The sequence below is a fragment of the Rathayibacter sp. VKM Ac-2857 genome (assembly GCF_013205025.1).
Lineage (GTDB): Bacteria > Actinomycetota > Actinomycetes > Actinomycetales > Microbacteriaceae > Rathayibacter.
Genome location: NZ_JABMLE010000003.1, coordinates 224,341 through 242,900, shown reverse-complemented (window position 1 = coordinate 242,900; position 18,560 = coordinate 224,341). Strand labels below are relative to the sequence as shown.

The window sequence follows — 18,560 nt, the reverse complement described above, 5'->3', positions numbered from 1 at the left end:
GTCCGAACGAGCCCTACGCCCCGACGCGGAACCGGCGCCCGCCGAACTCCACGACGTCGCCGACCGCCAGCTGCCGCCCGCGCCTCCGGTCCACCTCGCCGTTCACGCTGACGAAGCCGTCCGCGACGGCCTCCTTCACCTCGCCCCCGGAGTCGAGGATCCCCGCGAACTTCAGGAACTGCCCGAGCCGGATGCTCTCCCCGTCGAGCGGAACCTCCTCGACCGGATCCTGTGCAGCCACGAGCGTCAGACCGCCGGGATGTCCGCGAAGCGGGAGAAGTGGCCGTGGAAGCCCACGGTGACCGTGCGGGTCGGGCCGTTGCGGTGCTTGGCGACGATCAGGTCGGCCTCGCCCGCGCGCGGGTTGTCCTTCTCGTAGGCGCTCTCGCGGTGCAGCAGGATCACCATGTCGGCGTCCTGCTCGATCGAGCCGGACTCGCGGAGGTCGGAGATCGCGGGCAGCTTGTCGGCGCGCTGCTCCGGTCCACGGTTCAGCTGCGACAGCGCGATGACCGGCACCTGCAGCTCCTTCGCCAGCAGCTTCAACGCACGGGAGAACTCGGAGACCTCCTGCTGGCGGCTCTCGACCTTCTTGCCCGAGGTCATCAGCTGGAGGTAATCGATGACGACCATCTTCAGGCCGATGCGCTGCTTGAGCCGGCGGCACTTCGCGCGGATCTCGACGAGGGTGAGGTTCGGCGAGTCGTCGATGTAGAGCGGGGCGTCGTTGATGCGGCCGCGGGTGGAGGCGATGGTCGTCCAGTCGCGCTGGTCGACCGTGCCCTTGCGCATGTGCTGCAGCGGCACGGACGCCTCGGCCGAGAGCAGGCGCATCGCGATCTCGCTGCGCCCCATCTCGAGCGAGAAGAAGATCGTCGCCATGTTGTGCTTGATCGCGGCGGCCCGGGCGAAGTCGAGCGCGAGCGTCGACTTTCCGAGCGCGGGTCGCGCCGCGACGATGATCATCTGGCCGGGGTGGAACCCGTTGGTGAGGTCGTCGAGGTCGGCGAAGCCGGTGGGCACGCCGGTGAAGGCGCCGTCCTTGTGCGCGGCCGCCTCGATCTCGTCGATGGCGACGGTCACCGCGTCGGTCAGCGGGACGTAGTCCTCCGCCGTCTCGGACCCGGTGACGTTGTAGATCTCGGCCTGCGCCGTGTTGACGAGGTCGAGCACCTCGCCCTCGCCCTGGTAGCCCATCTGCGCGATGCGGGTGCCCGCCTCGACCAGCCGGCGCAGCAAGGCGCGCTCGGCGACGATCGACGCGTAGTAGCCCGCGTTCGCCGCCGTCGGCACCATCGCGGTGAGCGAGTGCAGGTAGTCGGCACCGCCGGCGCGCTGGAGCTCGCCCTGCTTGGTCAGCTCGTCGGTCACGGCGATGACGTCGGTCGGCTCGCCGTGCGAGTAGAGCGCCAGGATCGCTTCGAAGACGATCTCGTGCTTGGGGATGTAGAAGTCGGTCGCCTTGACGCTCTCGACGACGTCCGCGACGGCGTCCTTCGAGAGCAGCATGCCGCCGAGTGCCGACTGCTCCGCGAGCAGGTCGTGCGGGGGCGTGCGCTCGTTGCTGCGCGGGGAGTCCCCTCGGGAGTCCCGCCCGTCTCGTCCGTCCGAGCCGGGAACCGCCAGGTGCGCGATCGTCATGCCTTCGCCTCCTCCTGTCGGGTGCCTCGCGGAACGGGTGGCGACACGGTCGAGCCGTCTGTCGCGAGTGCCGGACACAGGTCTACGCCCGACCTCCGACAGCGGGCGCTCGGCGCCCACCCCACTCCCCTCGCGGGGCGCTGCGCCACACTACGGACCGGCCGCCGCCGGGGTCAAACCACCCTGTGGAGAGAACTGTGGAGAACGAGCGGGAAACGCCGCACCCACTGTGGGCAACATGTGGACAACCCTGTGGGAACTCGACTGTCGGACAAGTTTTTTCAACCGTCTGACCTGGCTTTTCCCTGTTTCCACAGCTGTGTGGGGAAAAGAGTCTCCAGACCACATTGAAGGTTGCCCTCCCGGGAGGGTGTATGTGGATGGAGCTGTGGACAACGGGAACGACGAAGGGCGGTGCGAGGGACCGTGAAGTCCCGTCGCACCGCCCTCCGCGGCGTTCTCGCGGCCTTACTTGGCCGCGACCACCTGCAGCTTCACGGTGGCCTGGATGTCGTCGCGCAGACGCACCACGGCCTCGTGCTCGCCGATGTTCTTGATCGCGTTCGAGATCACGATCTTGCGCTTGTCGAGCTCGCCGTAGCCGGCCGCCGCCACCGCAGTCGCGATGTCGGAGGTCTTGACGGAGCCGAAGAGGCGCCCGTCCTTGCCGGCCTTGACGGTCAGCTTCACGCGGTTGGCCTCGAGGACCTGCTTCGTGTGCTGAGCCTCTTCGATGGTCTTGTGCTCACGAGCGGCTCGCGCCGACTTGATCTGCTCGACCTGCTTCTCGCCACCGCGGGTCCACGCGACGCCGAAGCCCTGCGGGATGAGGTAGTTGCGGGCGTACCCGTTCTTGACGTCGACGACGTCACCGGCGGAGCCGAGACCGTCGACCTCGTGGGTCAGGATGACCTTGGACATCGTCTACCTACCTTCCGCTGCCGGCGTAGGGCAGGAGCGCCATCTCGCGGGCGTTCTTGACGGCACGGGCGATGAGGCGCTGCTCCTGGACGGAGACGCCGGTGATGCGACGGGCACGGATCTTCCCGCGCTCGGAGATGAACTTGCGAAGGGTCGGGACGTCCTTGTAGTCGATGACGCCCACGCGGACCGACTTCGCGGGGGCCGCGTTCTTCGCGCCCTTGCCGCGGATCGGCTTGCGGCGGTCGCCGCTGCTCTTTCCAGCCATAGTGGTTTCCTTAGATTCTGGTTCGCGTCCGTCGGCACCCCTCTCGGGGCGGGGACGCGTGATTCAGGTGAGGGCGCGCTCGAGCCGGAGGCTCAGAACGGCGTCTCGTCGTTGTAGCTGCCCGGCGTGCTCCACACGTCGCCACCGGCCGGAGCGCTGGGCGCCCACGGCTCCTCGGCCTGGCCGCCACCGCGGTTGCCGCCGCCGTTTCCGCCGGAGCCCCCCTGGTTGCCGCCGTTGCCGCCGCCGAAGCCGCCCTGGCTCGCGCCCTGGTTGCCACCGCCGCCGCCGCCGACCTGACCGCGTCCACCGCCGCCACCGGCAGCGCGCGTGACCTGAGCGGTCGCGTAGCGCAGCGAGGGGCCGATCTCGTCGATCTCGAGCTCGATGCTGGTGCGCTTCTCGCCTTCCTTCGTCTCGTAGGAGCGCTGCTTCAGGCGGCCGGTCGCGACGACACGGCTTCCCTTGGTCAGCGTCCCCGCGACGTTCTCGGCGAACTCGCGCCAGACGGAGGCCCGGAGGAACAGCGCTTCGCCGTCCTTCCAGTCGTTCGCCTGACGGTCGAAGGTGCGCGGCGTGGAGGCGATGGTGAAGTTCGCGACCGCGAGCCCGCCCTGCGTGTAGCGCAGCTCGGGGTCGGCGGTGAGGTTCCCCACCACGGTGATGATCGTCTCGCCGGCCATCAGCGTTACGCCTTGGGAGCGGCCGGAGCCTTGGCAGCCTTGCGGGCGGCCTTCTCGTCGGCGAGCTTCTTGGCGGCGGCGACCTGGGCGATGCCCTCTTCGGCGCGGAGCACCTTGGTGCGCATGACGGCCTCCGACAGCTTCAGCTGACGGTCGAGCTCGTTCGCGGCGGCCGAGGTCGACGTGAAGTCGACGATGGCGTAGATGCCCTCGGACTTCTTGTTGATCTCGTACGCCAGACGACGGCGGCCCCAGACGTCGACCTTGTCGATGGATCCACCATCGGTGCGGATGACGTTGAGGAACTTGTCGAGACTCGGAGCGACGGTGCGCTCATCGATCTCGGGATCCAGGATGACCATGAGTTCGTACTGATGCGTCACTAACCCACCTCCTTCGGACTGAACGGCCACGGTATTTCCGTGACAGGAGGGTATGTAGCATCTGCCCACTCCCGCGGACGCGAGTGCGTCTGGTCATGGACAACCTGACGATCCTACCATCCGCAGGCCTCCGCGCCCAGGGCCGATCTCAGTGCCGGCGCGACGGACGGCGCCTCAGCGCGCCGCCCACCACTCCTTCAGCCGCCGGGCGGCCTCCTCCTCGCCGAGCGGCCCCTCCTCGAGCCGGAGCTCGAGCAGGAACCTGTACGCCAGCCCCACCTCGCGCCCCGGCGGCAGCTCCAGGATCGCCATGATCTGCGTGCCGTCGAGGTCGGGCCGCTTCGAGGCGAGCTCCTCCTTCTCGGCGAGCTCCGCGATCCGCTGCTCCAGGTCGTCGTAGGCGTGCGCCAGGCGGTCGGCCTTGCGGGTGTTGCGGGTCGTGACGTCGGCGCGGGTGAGGATGTGCAGGCGCTCCAGCAGCGGACCGGCGTCGGTCACGTAGCGGCGGACGGCCGAGTCGGTCCAGGCGCCCTCGGTGTAGCCGAAGAAGCGCAGGTGCAGCTCGATCAGCCGGGCCACGTCGGTGATCGTCTGCTTGTCGAACTTCAGCGAGCGCAGCCGCTTGATCGCGAGTTTCGAGCCGACGAGGTCGTGGTGGTAGAAGCTGACCGCTCCACCCGGCTCCAGGCGCCGCGTGGCCGGCTTGCCGATGTCGTGCAGCAACGCGGCGATGCGGAGCGTGACGTCCGGCGCGGCACCGGGGTGCCGCTCCCCCTCGAGCGCGATCGCCTGCTCCAGCACCGTGAGGCTGTGCACGTAGACGTCCTTGTGGTGGTGGTGCTCGTCCTGCTCCAGGCGCAGGGCGGGCAGCTCGGGGAGGAAGTAACCGGCCAGACCGGTGTCGACCAGCAGCTCGAGCCCGGCCCGCGGCGAGGCCGTCGCCAGGAGCTTCCGCAGCTCCTCCTGCACGCGCTCCGCCGAGACGTCCTCGATGCGCGGAGCCAGCTCGGCCATCGCCCACTCGACCTCGTCGGTCGTGCGGAAGCCCAGCTGCGAGGTGAACCGCGCGGCGCGCAGCATCCGCAGCGGGTCGTCGCCGAAGGAGAGGTCGGCGGCGGCAGGCGTGCGCAGCCGGCCTGCGAGCAGGTCCTCCACGCCCCCGGCCGGGTCGACGAGCACGATCTCGGGCAGCCGCAGCGCCATCGCGTTGACGGTGAAGTCGCGGCGCACGAGGTCGCCCTCGAGGCTGTCGCCGAACTCGACCTCGGGCTTGCGGCTGACGCCGTCGTAGCTGTCGCTGCGGTAGGTCGTGATCTCGACCGTCTCGCCCGCGATCCGCGCACCGATCGTGCCGAACGCCCGGCCGATGTCCCAGTGCGCCTCGGCGATCGGAGCGACGATCCGCACGATGTCGTCCGGCCGCGCCGAGGTCGTGAAGTCGAGGTCGTGCACGCCGTGGCCCAGGAAGGCGTCGCGGACCGGGCCGCCGACCAGCGCGAGCTCGTGGCCCTGCGCCGCGAACGCCTCCGCGAGCCGGGCCACCGTCGGCGTCGCCGCGAGAGCGCGGAGGGTCTCGAGTGCGGTCTGGACGCTGTGCATCCGGCAGATCCTACCGGGGAGGTGTGGCCGCGACGGGGTGCGCGCCACGGTGAGCGCCGCCCCGCAACCGCCTCGACCGGTTACTGCGCCTGAGCGACTCCGCAGCCCGTCCCGCGGCCCGGCAGCCGGCCCCCGGGAGGCCTGCCCGTAGAATCACCCGCATGGAGGCCGAGTGAGTTCGATGCGTCGGCGCGACCTCACCCCCTTCGATCGTCCTCGCCCCCGGCGCGCGGTCCCGCAGCTGCTCCGCTCCGTCGGCGCCGCTGCGCTCTCGATCGCGCTCCTCGGCGGTGCGCTCCCCGCCGCCGCGCACGCCGCTGAGCGCACGGCCCTCGAGTCCGGGCAGGCCACTGTCACCGCGACGGTGGGCGCGGCGAACGACGGCGTCCTCCTCCCCGGCGAGGACCTCCAGCTCGCGATCTCCGTCCGCAACGGCACCACCGAGTCGATCGACGGCGCCCGCGTCGAGGTCGCGATCGACGAGGACACCCTCGACTCGCGGGCCGAGCTGGCCGAGTGGCTCGACGGCGAGTCCGACGACGAGGGCACGAGCACCGGCGACGGCGCCGACGTCCGCCTGCTCCCCTCCAGCTCGGCCCAGGTCGGCGTGACCGTGCCCTCGGCGGCCCTCCCCTTCTCCACCGACTTCGGCCGCGACCCCGAGGCCTTCGGCACGCACACCGTCTCGGTGACCGTCACCAGCGCCGGCGGCACCGTCGCGACCGCCAGGGGCGTCGTCGAGCTCTCGACCGGCCTCCCGAGCGAGCAGGAGACCGGCGTCAGCGTCCTCGTGCCGCTCACGGTCCCGGACACCGCCGAGGGCCTGCTCTCCGCGGACACGCTGCAGGACTACACCCAGACCACCGGCACGCTCTCCCGTCAACTCGACAGCGTCGACGGCCGCGCCGTCACCATCGGGGTGGATCCGCGCATCCTCGCGTCGATCCGGGTCCTCGGCGACGCGGCACCGGAGTCGGCGACCGCCTGGCTGGACCGGCTGGAGTCGGTGCCGAACGAGGTCTTCGCCCTGCCCTACGCCGACGCGGACGTGGCCGCACAGGCCCAGTCCGGTCTCTCCACGCTCCTGGCACCGACCTCGTTCGAGTACGCGCTCGATCCCACGCTCTTCGCGCCGACGAGCACGGCGACGCCGACCCCGACGGCCGTCCCCGACGACTCCACCGACCTGCCCGACCGTCCGACGGCCGAGTCGCTCCTCGCCTTCGACTGGTCGCCGACGGTCGGCAGCATCGCCTGGCCCGACGACGGCACCGTCCGCGCGGCCGATCTCGGCGTCTATGCCACGACCGGCATGAGCCGCACCGTCGTCTCCTCCGCCAACCTCGCGCTGCCCGACGGCGTCACGACCACCACCCGGGCCACCATCGACGACCGCGACGTCGTCGTCGCCGACAGCGCCCTCTCGACCGCCTTCGACCGGGCCGTCAGCGCGAGCACCGACTCGGAGTGGCGCGCGAGCATGGCCGACCTCACCGCCGACCTGGCGCAGGTCCAGCGCGAGGACGAGTCGCCCTCCGTCGTCCTGGCGCTCGACCGCGGCGCCGCGATCGACGGCGTCCGCCTCGCGCAGACCCTCCAGGCCGTCGACGCACTGCCCTGGGCGGAGGGGAGCTCGCTCGCCGCCGCGCTCACCTCGCCCCCGACCGAGGACGCGACCGTCGTCGACAGCCCGGAGTCGGAGCAGCGCCTCGAGGGCGTCTCGGACCTGCTCACCGCGGCCGCCCGCGTCGAGTCCTTCTCGGCCGTCCTCACCGACCCGGAGCTGCTCAGCGGCAAGCGCCGCAACGACCTCCTCGCTCTGCTCGCCGTGACCTGGCGCGAGGACGCGACGGGCTGGCAGGAGGCGGTCACCGCCAGCCGCGAGCAGGCCGACGCGACACTCTCCTCGGTCGCCATCGAGAGCTCCGACAGCGTCACGCAGCTCTCCCGCGACTCGAGCATCCCCGTCTACGTCCGCAACGACCTGCCCTGGCCCGTCACCGTCCGCATCCAGGCCTCGACCTCCAACGCCGTCCTCGACATCGACGAGTCCTCGGTCGAGCCGACCGCGATCGACGCCCGCTCGCAGGGCCGCGTCCTCATCCCGGTGAAGGCCCGCGTCGGCAACGGCGAGACCGAGCTGCGCCTGCAGCTGACGTCCCAGGACGGCACGCCCATCGGCGCTCCGACCGGGATCGTCACCAACGTCCGCGCCGACTGGGAGACCGTCGGCACCCTCGGCGTCGGCATCCTCCTCGTCCTCGTCTTCGGCGCGGGCATCCTCCGCAACATCCGCCGGCGCCGCCGCGGCGACACCCCCGAGGAGGACGAGGAGGACCCGAACGCCCCGCTCGCCGTCCAGCCGGGCCTCGACGACGACCGAACGGATCCCCGTGGCTAGCTTCTCCCTCGGTCGCGCGAGCGCCGTCCTCGCCTCCGGCACGATGGTCTCGCGGGTCCTCGGCTTCGTGATGTCGATCGTCCTGGCGCAGACGATCGGCGCCGCTGTCGCACCCGGCGCCGACGCCTTCACCGTCGCGAACCTGCTGCCCAACACGATCTACACGATCATCGCGGGCGGTGCGCTCAACGCGGTCCTCGTCCCGCAGATCGTCCGGGCGGGCCTCCACGCCGACGGTGGCCGCGGCTACATCAACAGTCTCCTCACCCTGACACTCGGGCTGCTGGTGGTGACGACCGTCATCGGCACCCTCCTGGCTCCCGTGCTCATCCGCTTGTACGCACCGGCCTACGGCCCGGAGCAGTACGACCTGGCGGTGTCGTTCGCCTACTGGTGCATTCCCCAGGTCTTCTTCTACGGGCTCTTCACGATCCTCGGCGAGGTCCTCAACGCGCGCGGATCGTTCGGCCCCTTCACCTGGGCTCCCGTGCTCAACAACATCGTGGCCCTGGGTGGCCTGGTCGCCTTCAACATCCTGTTCGGCTCGGATCCGAGCGGCGACCGCCCGGTCGACTCGTGGTCGCCCGGCATGGTCGCGCTCCTGGCGGGAAGCGCGACCCTGGGCATCGTCGCCCAGTCGACCTTCCTCATCTTCTTCTGGCGGAGGGTCGGTCTCAGCTACCGTCCCGCGCTGAATCTCCGTGGCCTCGGGCTCGGCACCGCGGGCCGGATGTCGCTCTGGTCTTTCGCGACCGTCCTGCTGACGATCGGAGCCGGGCTCGTGGAGAGCCGGGTCGCCTCCCCCGCCTCGGGAGAGGGCGCCTCCGCAGCAGCCCTGCAGAAGGGCTGGCTGATCTTCATGCTGCCGCACTCCGTCATCGCCATCTCGATCGCCGTGGCGTACTTCACCAAGATGAGCGGCCACTCCGCTCGAGGCGAGATGAAGGAGTTCCGCTCCGACATCTCGACCTCCCTGCGGCTCGTCCTGATGATGCTGGTCTTCTCGAGCGCGGCGATCGTCGTCGTGTCGGTCCCCTTCGGTTCGGTCTTCACCGACACCTTCGCGGACGCCCAGGCCATCGGAGCGATCGCCGTCGCCTACGTCGTCGCGCTCCCGCTCTTCTCCTCCATCGCGATCATGCAGCGGGCGTTCTACGCCCTGAGCGACGGAGCACGACCGTTCCTCTTCACCCTGGTCCAGGTCGTGATCGCCGTCATCGGCTACCAGCTCGTCCGGCAGCTGCCGCCGGAGCAGACGGCGATCGGCATCGCCGCCTCGACATCGGCCGGCATCATCGTCCAGGCCCTCGTAGCGGCCTTCCTCCTGCGCCGGAAGCTCGGCGGCACCGGCGGCGCGAGGATCCTCCGCCGACTCAGCCAGTACGCCCTGGCGGCCGTCCCCTCGGCCGCTGCGGGGTTCGGGGTCCTGGTTCTCCTCGGCGGCACGAGGCCCGGCGGATTCGCCGTCACGAACTTCGTCGAGCCGCTCGTCTCCATGGCTGCCATCGGCACCGTGATGGCACTCGTCTACTTCGGCGTCCTCTGGGTCCTCCGCGTCCCCGAGCTGCGCGCGATGGCCGCTCCGTTCCTCCGCCGCCTGGGGCGCTGACGCCGCACGCCGCACCGCGACGTTCCTGAGAGCCGCCGTCGCGACACTGGGACGTCACCGGACCGGTGGTGCGCCCTCGGGCGCGACGTGGAAGGGTGGGGGCGTCCTCCGGCAGAGCCGCCTCCCCACCACCCTCCCGCCGACCCGGAAGGCGCGATGCGCTCCACCTTCGTCCTCCTCCGCGTGCTCGTCGCGGCCGCCGTCCTCACCGCGACCACGGTGAGCTTCCTCGACTCCCACGCCTTCTGGGTCGAGGCCCGCTTCCGCGACCGCGCCACCCTCGCCGCCAACTTCTTCAGCTACATCACCGTCGAGGTCTGCCTGCTCGCGGTGGTCGTCCTGCTGATCGGCGCCGTCGTCCTCGCGCGCGGCGCGCTCCCGGAACCGCGCTGGTTCGCCTGGCTGCGGGCCGGAGTCGTCACCTACATGGTCGTGATCGGAGTGGTCTACAACCTGCTCCTGCGCGGCACGGTGGTCACCGGCGCCGGGGCCGGCCAGGACTGGACCAACGAGGTCATGCACGTCGTGGCGCCGCTCGCCCTGATCCTGGACTGGCTCTTCGCGCCCGGCCGGCGCCGCCTCTCCTGGGCTGTCGTCCCCGCGCTGCTCGCCTTCCCGGTCGCCTGGTTCGTCTACACGATCATCCGGGCGCCCCTCGTCTACGACCAGATGAAGCACGAGCAGGTCTGGTACCCGTACCCGTTCCTCGATCCGCGCCTGGCCGACCCGCCGATCGTCCCCGGCGGGATGATCGCGGTGGTCTTCTACGTCGCCGCGATGACCGCGGTCTTCGCCTCGGCCGGCTGGCTGACGGTCCTGATCTCGCGGCGGTCGATCGGGCAGCGCGGCGATCCGGCGACCTCCGTCGAGAAAGACCCGGTCAGCACTACTTTATCGACGCCTCCCCGTCGCTCCGCACCGCGACCCTGACCGCGGGCCGAGTGCCCCCGGCGCCGCGGAATAGGCCCCGCCTAGGATGTGTTGTAGCCCCTGGAGCCCGGAACGATCGAGCGAGCGGGTCCGGCTCCGCGGAACACCGCAGACCACAGAAACCACCCCCGCTCAGCACAGACCTCGAGGAGTTGCCGTGCGCGACATCGTCATCATCGGATCCGGCCCCGCAGGCTGGACGGCCGCCATCTACGCGGCGCGCGCCGATCTGCACCCCGTCGTCGTCGCCTCGTCCGTCGAGATCGGCGGCGACCTGATGAACACCACCGACGTCGAGAACTTCCCCGGCTTCCCCGACGGCGTCCTCGGCCCCGAGCTGATGACCGCCATGCAGAAGCAGGCCGAGAAGTTCGGCGCCGAGACCTTCTACGACGACGTCGTCTCCCTCGACCTCGAGGGCGAGACCAAGACGATCCACCTCGGCTCCGGCGAGAGCATCGAGGCGAAGACCGTCGTCGTCGCCACCGGCTCCGCCTACCGCAAGCTCGGTCTGCACGACGAGGAGCGCCTGTCGGGACACGGTGTCTCATGGTGCGCCACCTGCGACGGCTTCTTCTTCAAGGGCAAGACCATCGCCGTCGTCGGCGGCGGCGACTCCGCGATGGAGGAGGCGACCTTCCTCACCAAGTTCGCCGAGAAGGTCTACGTCATCCACCGCAAGGACTCGCTCCGCGCCTCCAAGGTGATGCAGAAGCGCGCGTACGACAACGAGAAGATCGAGTTCGTCTGGAACACCGAGGTCACCGGCATCACCGGTGAGAGCCACGTCAACGGTGTCAAGCTGCGCGACACGGTCGACGGCACCGAGTCGAAGCTCGAGCTCGACGGCCTGTTCATCGCGATCGGCAACGACCCGCGCACCCACATCGTGCACGGCAAGCTCGACCTGACGAGCGACGGCACCATCGCCGTGACCGGCCGCTCCTCGCAGACCTCCGTGGCGGGCGTCTTCGCCGCCGGCGACGTGATCGACCCGACCTACCGTCAGGCCGTCACCGCCGCCGCGTCGGGCACCGTCGCCGCCCTCGACGCCGAGCACTACCTCGCCGCCCTCACCGATGGCATCGCCAGCACCGAGGGCACCCCGGCCGCCGAGCTCCTCACCCTCTAGTCCTCCCACCACAATCGCAGTCGAGTCGGCGCCGCCGGCTCATGAAGGAGAAAATCGCATGTCCACCGCGAAGAGCGTCACCGACGCATCGTTCCAGGCCGACGTCCTCGATTCCGAGAAGACCGTCCTGGTCGACTTCTGGGCCGAGTGGTGCGGCCCCTGCCGCATGGTCGCCCCGATCCTCGACCAGATCTCGGCCGAGCACGGCGACAAGATCGAGATCGTCAAGCTGAACGTCGACGAGAACCCGCAGATCGCCGCGAAGTACCAGATCACCTCGATCCCGGCCCTGAAGGTCTACCAGAAGGGCGAGGTCGTCAAGACCGTCATCGGCGCCAAGCCGAAGCCCGCTCTCGAGGCCGACCTCGCCGCGTTCCTCTGAGTTCGACTCCCGGCGGTCCGACCGTCTGACGAAGCCCCTGCGCCCCTGTGGCGCGGGGGCTTCGTCGTTCCCGACCGCTCCACATGTTTCACGTGAAACGGCCGCAGGAGCCAGTCCACGGGCCGCGCAGTGGCGTCCCTCTCCCCCGGCTTCCGTGAGGGCCCCCGAGTAGTCTGGATCGATCCGGTCGAAAGCCGGAGATCCCCGTCCATCGAGCGAAGCGACACCATCGTGATCAACGCCGGCACCAATCTCGACCCCTGGTACGACTCCTACGCGGAGCGCACGGCAGGCCTCGCGGCCAGCGAGGTCCGTGCCCTGTTCGCCGTCGCCTCCCGCCCCGAGGTCGTCTCGCTCGCCGGCGGCATGCCGTTCGTCTCCGCCCTCCCCCAGGACCTGGTCACCGACGCGATGGCGACCGTGATGCGCGAGCAGGGACCGGTCGCGCTGCAGTACGGCTCCGGTCAGGGCGTGCCGGTGCTGCGCGAGCAGATCCTCGAGGTCATGGCGCTCGAGGGCATCTCGGCCAGCGCCGACGACGTCGTCGTCACCACCGGCTCGCAGCACGCTCTCGAGCTGGTGTCGAAGCTGTTCCTGGATCCGGGCGACGTCGTCCTGTCCGAGGGGCCGAGCTACGTCACCGCGATGGTGATCTTCCGCTCGTACCAGGCCGAGATCGAGCACGTCGCGATGGACGAGCACGGGCTGATCCCCGAGGCGCTGCGCGAGCACATCGCCCACGTCCGGGCCGCCGGGAAGCGGATCAAGTTCCTCTACACGATCCCCACCTTCCACAACCCGGCCGGCGTCACGCTGAGCTGGGAGCGACGGGTCGAGATCCTGGAGATCTGCAAGAGCGAGGGGATCCTCGTCCTCGAGGACAATCCGTACGGCCTGCTCTACTTCGAGGACGTGCCGCCGAAGGCGATGCGCTCGCTCGAGGAGGACGGCGTGATCTACCTCGGGACGTTCTCGAAGACCCTCGCCCCCGGTTTCCGGATCGGCTGGGCCCTCGCCCCGCACGCCATCCGCGAGCGCCTGATCCTGGCGAACGAGGCGGCCGTGCTCAGCCCGTCGTCCTTCAGCCAGCTCGTCATCTCCCAGTACCTCGCGACCGCGGACTGGCGGGCACAGATCGACACCTTTCGCGGCGTCTACCGCGAGCGCAAGGAGGCGATGATCCGCGGCCTGCAAACCCACCTCCCCGACCTGACCTGGACCAACCCGAACGGCGGCTTCTACATCTGGGTCACGCTGCCCGAGGAGCTCGACTCCAAGGCGATGCTCCCCCGCGCCGTCAAGGAGCTCGTCGCTTACACCCCGGGCACCGCCTTCTTCGGCAACGGCGACGGACGCCGGAACATCCGGTTGTCGTTCTGCTACCCGACTCCCGAGCGCATCGGCGACGGCATCCGCCGCCTCGCGACGGTGATCAACGGCGAGCTCGATCTGCTGTCCACCTTCGCGGGCACCGGAGTGCGCACGAGCGCCGCCGTCGATCAGCGCGACGCCGTCCTTCCGCCCCAGATCTCCTGACTCCGTGATCCTCGAACGACAGAAGGCCCGGTCATGACCGATTTCTCCACCCTCGACCACCCCCTCGACATCGTGGTGATCAGCGGAGGCATCAGCCACGAGCGGGATGTCTCGCTGCGCTCCGGCCGCCGCGTCGCCGACCGGCTCTCCGCGATGGGTCACCGCATCACCCACCGCGAGCCCGACGCCGGACTGCTGGCCGCACTGCTGGAGCAACGTCCCGACGTCATCTGGCCCGCCGTGCACGGTGCCAGCGGCGAGGACGGCGCTCTCCTCGGCCTGCTCGAGGCCGCGGGCTTCGCCTACGTGGGCTCCCGGACGGAGGCGGCCCGGCTCGCCTGGTTCAAGCCGACCGCGAAGACGCTGGTCTCCCGGGCGGGCTTCGCCACCCCGCGCTCGATCACCCTCCCCCGTGAGACGTTCCGTGAGCTCGGCGCAGCAGGCATCCTCGACCGGGTTCGCGCGCACCTCCCCGGACCGCTCGTCGTGAAGCCGGCGCAGGGCGGCTCCGCCCAGGGCGTCAGCATCGTCGGCGAGGCCGCCGAACTGCCGCGCGCCATGGTCGACGCCTACACCTACGGGGAGGTCGCGCTGATCGAGCAGCAGATCCAGGGCACGGAGGTGTCTGTAGGAGTGCTCGACCTCGGCGACGGTGCCTTCGCCCTCCCCCCGGTCGAGATCGCGCCGGTGGCCGGCCGCTACACCTTCGAGGCCCGCTACAACGCCGGCGAGACTCGCTTCTACACGCCGGCCCGACTCCCGGAGGAGACGCTCGCCGAGGTCTCCCGCGTCGCCGTCGCCGTCCATGAGCTGCTCGGCCTCCGCCACCTCTCCCGCATCGACTTCATCGTCGACCCCGACGGCCTCCCCTGGTTCTTCGACGCCAACGTCCTCCCCGGCATGACCGAGACCTCCCTCATCCCCCAGGCCATCGAGGCCTCCGGCCGCTACCTCGGCGACGTCTACTCCACCCTCGCCCGCCTGGCACTCCACCCCTGACCCCGTTTCACGTGAAACACTTCGGACGCGCCGACCGTTTCACGTGAAACACACCCGACCTCCCCGGATAGCCCCCCCCGGCGGAACGACGGCCGAGCCTCCCCCTCTCGGTGGTCGTGCAGCGCGCGTCGGCGCCTCCCGCGCATGCTGGTCGAGTAGCCCCGCAAGGGTGTATCGAGCGCGAAAGCGGCTTCGTGTCTCGGTGGTGAGGGAAGGACACGGCTGCGCCGGGTCATGCTGGTCGAGTAGCCCCGCAGGGGCGTATCGAGATCCGCCGTCACCAGCAGGACCGGTCTGCAGAGTCGACCTGCTTACGGTGGTGGATCTCGATACGCCCGCTCCGCGGGCTACTCGATCAGCATGACGACGCCCGCACTGCATGACGAGGCCCGCACTGCATGACGGCACCCGCACGGCGCCTCAACGCGTGCCACCACATGCTGGTCGAGTAGCGCGAAGCGCGTATCGAGACCCGCCGTCGCCAGCAGGGCGGGTCTGGAGCCTCAGGTTCTGACGCTGGCGGATCTCGATGCGCCCGCTCCGCGGGCTACTCGATCAGCATGCTGGCACTACAAGCCACGACGGAATCCGCCCGCAATGACGCCCCCGCCCAGCATCACGGGGCTCGCGGCGCCTCAGCGCATCCCACCGCATACTGCCCTCAGCGCATGCCACCGCATGCTGGTCGAGTAGCGCGAAGCGCGTATCGAGACCCCCGTGGCCAGACGCACCAGCGCTCAACTGGGAAAGCGCCATTGCCCCGCACTATCCAACGACACATGCTGGTCGAGTAGCCGCCCTCGGCGGCGTATCGAGACCCGCCGCATCCCCTCCGTTTCACGTGAAACGGAGCAGACTCTACGGCGCCAGCGTTACCTCGGTCGGCTCACCGATCTCCGCGAGGATGCGGTTCAGGTCGTGGATCGTCGCGAAGTCGATGACCACCTGGCCCTTCCGAGCCCCCAGCGTCACCTTCACCCGCGTGTTCAACCGATCGCCGAGGTGATCCGCCACCGTGCTGAGGTGCCCGGCGTGGCCGCCCTGCTCCTCCTCGGGCTCGCGCGCGGTGGTCTTCGGCGCCTTCATCTGCGCGGCAGCAGCCTCGGCCGCCCGCACGGACAGGTCCTCGTTCACGATCTTGTCCGCGAGCCGGCGCATCAGCTCCGGCGTCTCCACCGACAGCACCGCACGCGCGTGCCCGGCGCTGAGCACACCGGCCGCCACCCGCGCCTGCACATCGGCGGGCAGACGCAGCAGGCGCAGCGTGTTCGAGATCTGCGGACGCGAGCGTCCCAGCCGCGTCGCGAGCGCCTCCTGCGTGATGCCGAAGTCGCTCAGAAGCTGCTGGTATGCCGAGGCCTCCTCCAGAGGATTCAGCTCGGCCCGGTGCAGATTCTCCAGGAGCGCGTCCCGCAGCATGTTCTCGTCGGCCGTGTCCTTGACGACCGCGGGGATCGTCTTCAGCCCGGCAGCCTTCGACGCGCGGAACCGCCGCTCCCCCATGACGAGCTCGTACTTCGCGCCCTTGCGCCCGGTGACCGGCCGCACGACGATCGGCTGCAGCACGCCGAACTCGCGGATGCTGTGCACCAGCTCCGCCAGCTCATCCTGATCGAAGACCGAGCGCGGCTGAGCCGCGTTCGGCACGATCTCCGAGAGCGACAGCTGAGCGAGCCGAGCACCGGGAACCTGCAGCAGCTCGTCCTCGGCGTTCGCCGCACCGACCTGGTCCGGGAAGAAGACGTCGACGGGCCGCGAGCGGGTGTCATCGCTGACCGGGATCAGGGCACCGATGCCCCGGCCGAGTCCTGTGCGCTTGGTCGCCATCAGCGGTCCTCTCCATCAGTGGGTGCAGCAGGGGTCTTCGGCACGCCGCGGCGCGCGATCTCCGCCGCCGCCTCGAGGTACGCGAGCGAGCCGGAGGACTGCGGGTCATAGCTGATCACGCTCTGGCCATAGGACGGCGCCTCGGATATCCGCACGTTGCGCGGGATCACCGCGCGCAGCACTTCCTTCGGGAAGTGCTCGCGGACATCCGCCGCCACCTGGTTCGACAGATTGGTCCGTCCATCGAACATCGTCAGCAGGATGGTCGACACCGCCAGATTCGGGTTGAGATGCCGCTCGATGAGATCGATGTTCTTCAGCAGCTGGCTGAGGCCCTCGAGCGCGTAGTACTCGCACTGGATCGGGATCAGCACCTCGCGCGCCGCGACGAAAGCGTTGATCGTCAGCAGCCCGAGCGAGGGCGGGCAGTCGATGAAGACGTAGTCGAACGGCTCGTCCATCCCCTTCAGCATCCGGTCGAGTGCTCGACGCAGTCGCTGCTCCCGGGCGACGAGAGAGACCAGCTCGATCTCGGCGCCGGCGAGGTGGATCGTCGCCGGGACACCGTAGAGCGACTCGAACTCCGGACTCTTCTGCACGACGTCCGCCAGCGGGGTGTCGTTGACGATCACGTCGTAGACGCTCGCCGTCTCGGCCCGGTGCTCGATGCCGAGCGCCGTCGACGCATTGCCCTGCGGGTCGAGGTCGATGACCAGGACCTTCGCGTCGCCGCGGGCCAGGCCGGCTGCGAGGTTCACGGTGGTCGTCGTCTTGCCGACGCCACCCTTCTGGTTCGAGATGGTGATGACGCGCGTCGTCTCGGGTTTCGGCAGCGGCTGCGCGTTCAGCAGCGCGCGCCGTCGCGTCATGTCCGCGATCTCGCGGGCGAGCGGAGTCGAGGAGTCGAATCCTCCGGTCAGTCCGGCGGGGTCGGATCGTTTCACGTGAAACCTTCGCTCAGCGGGTGGAAGTGGGGCAGCACCGAGGAACCGACGGTCGGGGATTCAGGGGATCACACGCGACGTCGTGGCGATCATCCCACTGTAGCTCGGACGACCCTCGTCACCTCGGAGAGCACGCCGTCGCCGAGCACGACGACCTCGGGCGGGGAGAGTCGGAAACGGCGGATCTGCTTCGACGCCGCCTCGATCTCCTTCTCGGCATTGATGCCCTTGAGCAGCACGAGCTCGCCGCCGGACCGCAGCAACGGCGCCGTCAGCGGGATGAGCTTCGACAGCGCGCTGACCGCACGCGCCGTCACCTGGTCCAGCGGCTCGGCCAGCCGGACCTCTTCGGCGCGTGCCCGCAGAACTGAGACATTCTCGAGTCCAAGGGCGTCGACCTGCTCCTGCAGCCACAGCACCCGGCGCTCCATGGGCTCGATCAGCACGAACCGCACGTCCGGCCGCACGATGCCCAGCACGACGCCGGGAAGGCCGGCACCACTGCCGACATCACCCACGAGCCCCGGACGCAGCAGAGGGGCCACCAGGGCGCTGTTGAGCACGTGCCGCGTCCACAGGCGCGGGAGCTCGAGCGGTCCGATCAGACCGCGCTCCTCGCCCTCCCGAGCGAGCGCCTCGGTGAAGCGCCGCAGGAGCGGCAGCCGCTCCCCCGCGATCGCGACGGCGGCGGAGGGCTCCGGCTCGAGGGTCGGCTCCACGTCGCTCAGCCGCGGGTGATGACGGTGTGGCGCTCGCGGGCCTCGCCGCGCGACTCCGACACGAATCCGCGCTCGCCGACCATGTCGTGCACCAGCTTGCGCTCGTAGGACGACATCGGGGGCAGCGACGCGGACGTCGCGCCCTCCTCGATGCGCTCGATCGCGCGGTCCACCAGCTGCGCCAGCTCGGCCTCGCGGGCGTCGCGGGAGCCGCCGATGTCGAGGATGAGCCGCGAGAACGCACCCGTCTTCGTCTGCACCGCGAGGCGGGTCAGCTCCTGCAGCGCCTGTACGGCGTCCGGACGCGACAGCACACGCAGGTTGGTGTCGCCGGCGGCGGTCACGGACAGGTAGGCACGGCCGTTGCGGACCTCGATGTCGATGTCGCCGTCGAGGTCGCAGATGTCGAGGAACTCCTCGATGTAGTCCGCGGCGACGTCGCCCTCGTCCTCGAGCTGCGACAGGGTCGGCTCGGCTCCGTCGGCCGACGGAGCGCGCTGAGCGAGCTCCTCCTCGGCGGGGGCGACCCCGTCCGAGGTCGCCGGAGCACCGGTGAAGATCTGCGTCGAATCGGTCATGGCGGGGC

Annotated in this window: 18 protein-coding genes; 7 read left to right on the top strand and 11 right to left on the bottom strand. The window is 70.0% G+C overall.

What is annotated here, in order from left to right; translation table 11 throughout:
- Positions 1-13 precede the first annotated feature (13 nt).
- The 7 genes from HQQ86_RS14695 to HQQ86_RS14665 form a co-directional block, all read right to left on the bottom strand.
- Entirely contained in the window at positions 14-241 is a 228-nt protein-coding gene (locus HQQ86_RS14695; RefSeq protein ID WP_173289007.1) for an RNA-binding S4 domain-containing protein, read from the bottom strand.
- A 5-nt stretch (positions 242-246) separates the two neighbouring features.
- The gene (gene dnaB / locus HQQ86_RS14690) at positions 247-1,641 is read right to left on the bottom strand and encodes a replicative DNA helicase (protein WP_123447283.1); all 1,395 of its coding nucleotides are present in this window, start codon (positions 1,639-1,641) and stop codon (positions 247-249) included.
- Positions 1,642-2,109: 468 nt separating this feature from the next.
- A complete protein-coding gene (rplI, locus tag HQQ86_RS14685) occupies positions 2,110-2,562 on the bottom strand; it encodes a 50S ribosomal protein L9 (RefSeq protein ID WP_160086161.1) in 453 nt (150 codons plus the stop codon).
- 7 nt (positions 2,563-2,569) lie between these two features.
- Positions 2,570-2,830 (bottom strand): 30S ribosomal protein S18, encoded by a 261-nt coding sequence (rpsR, locus tag HQQ86_RS14680; protein WP_056039813.1) that lies wholly within the window; start codon positions 2,828-2,830, stop codon positions 2,570-2,572.
- A gap of 92 nt (positions 2,831-2,922) precedes the next feature.
- Entirely contained in the window at positions 2,923-3,513 is a 591-nt protein-coding gene (locus tag HQQ86_RS14675; RefSeq protein WP_123447280.1) for a single-stranded DNA-binding protein, read from the bottom strand.
- 5 nt (positions 3,514-3,518) lie between these two features.
- On the bottom strand, positions 3,519-3,896 hold the full coding sequence (gene rpsF, locus HQQ86_RS14670) for a 30S ribosomal protein S6 (protein ID WP_123447279.1): 378 nt from the start codon (positions 3,894-3,896) through the stop codon (positions 3,519-3,521).
- Positions 3,897-4,070: 174 nt separating this feature from the next.
- A complete protein-coding gene (locus tag HQQ86_RS14665; protein ID WP_173289006.1) occupies positions 4,071-5,495 on the bottom strand; it encodes a CCA tRNA nucleotidyltransferase in 1,425 nt (474 codons plus the stop codon).
- Positions 5,496-5,676: 181 nt separating this feature from the next.
- Here HQQ86_RS14665 and HQQ86_RS14660 point away from each other — a divergent pair, with 181 nt between their 5' ends.
- The 7 genes from HQQ86_RS14660 (at position 5,677) to HQQ86_RS14630 (ending at position 14,484) form a co-directional block, all read left to right on the top strand.
- Complete coding sequence (locus HQQ86_RS14660; RefSeq protein ID WP_254072162.1) at positions 5,677-7,896, top strand: DUF6049 family protein; 2,220 nt, start codon at positions 5,677-5,679, stop codon at positions 7,894-7,896.
- Positions 7,889-9,505, top strand: a complete 1,617-nt coding sequence (gene murJ, locus HQQ86_RS14655) for a murein biosynthesis integral membrane protein MurJ (protein ID WP_173289004.1) — start codon at positions 7,889-7,891, stop codon at positions 9,503-9,505. Before HQQ86_RS14660 ends, murJ begins: the two co-directional genes overlap by 8 nt.
- A gap of 156 nt (positions 9,506-9,661) precedes the next feature.
- On the top strand, positions 9,662-10,435 hold the full coding sequence (locus HQQ86_RS14650) for a Pr6Pr family membrane protein (RefSeq protein ID WP_173289003.1): 774 nt from the start codon (positions 9,662-9,664) through the stop codon (positions 10,433-10,435).
- Between the two features lie 157 nt (positions 10,436-10,592).
- Positions 10,593-11,567, top strand: a complete 975-nt coding sequence (trxB, locus tag HQQ86_RS14645; protein WP_173289002.1) for a thioredoxin-disulfide reductase — start codon at positions 10,593-10,595, stop codon at positions 11,565-11,567.
- A gap of 58 nt (positions 11,568-11,625) precedes the next feature.
- Positions 11,626-11,949, top strand: a complete 324-nt coding sequence (gene trxA / locus HQQ86_RS14640; RefSeq protein WP_159986545.1) for a thioredoxin — start codon at positions 11,626-11,628, stop codon at positions 11,947-11,949.
- Positions 11,950-12,183: 234 nt separating this feature from the next.
- Positions 12,184-13,485 carry a PLP-dependent aminotransferase family protein gene (locus HQQ86_RS14635; RefSeq protein WP_173289399.1) on the top strand — a complete coding sequence of 434 codons (1,302 nt, stop codon included), beginning with the start codon at positions 12,184-12,186 and terminating at the stop codon, positions 13,483-13,485.
- A 33-nt stretch (positions 13,486-13,518) separates the two neighbouring features.
- The gene (locus HQQ86_RS14630; RefSeq protein WP_173289001.1) at positions 13,519-14,484 is read left to right on the top strand and encodes a D-alanine--D-alanine ligase; all 966 of its coding nucleotides are present in this window, start codon (positions 13,519-13,521) and stop codon (positions 14,482-14,484) included.
- An 858-nt stretch (positions 14,485-15,342) separates the two neighbouring features.
- On the opposite strand, the gene HQQ86_RS14625 is transcribed toward HQQ86_RS14630, so the two are convergent.
- The 4 genes from HQQ86_RS14625 to HQQ86_RS14610 all read right to left on the bottom strand — a co-directional run bounded on the left by HQQ86_RS14625 (position 15,343) and on the right by HQQ86_RS14610 (position 18,552).
- Positions 15,343-16,311, bottom strand: coding sequence for a ParB/RepB/Spo0J family partition protein (locus HQQ86_RS14625; protein WP_173289000.1), 969 nt, complete (start codon positions 16,309-16,311; stop codon positions 15,343-15,345).
- Positions 16,311-17,180, bottom strand: coding sequence for a ParA family protein (locus tag HQQ86_RS14620; RefSeq protein WP_133961567.1), 870 nt, complete (start codon positions 17,178-17,180; stop codon positions 16,311-16,313). The genes HQQ86_RS14625 and HQQ86_RS14620 overlap by 1 nt, the downstream gene beginning before the upstream one ends.
- A gap of 164 nt (positions 17,181-17,344) precedes the next feature.
- Positions 17,345-17,983: a 16S rRNA (guanine(527)-N(7))-methyltransferase RsmG gene (rsmG, locus tag HQQ86_RS14615; RefSeq protein ID WP_173289398.1), complete on the bottom strand. Its 639-nt coding sequence runs from the start codon at positions 17,981-17,983 to the stop codon at positions 17,345-17,347.
- Positions 17,980-18,552 (bottom strand): R3H domain-containing nucleic acid-binding protein, encoded by a 573-nt coding sequence (locus tag HQQ86_RS14610; protein WP_173288999.1) that lies wholly within the window; start codon positions 18,550-18,552, stop codon positions 17,980-17,982. Before HQQ86_RS14610 ends, rsmG begins: the two co-directional genes overlap by 4 nt.
- Between the last annotated feature and the right edge of the window lie 8 nt (positions 18,553-18,560).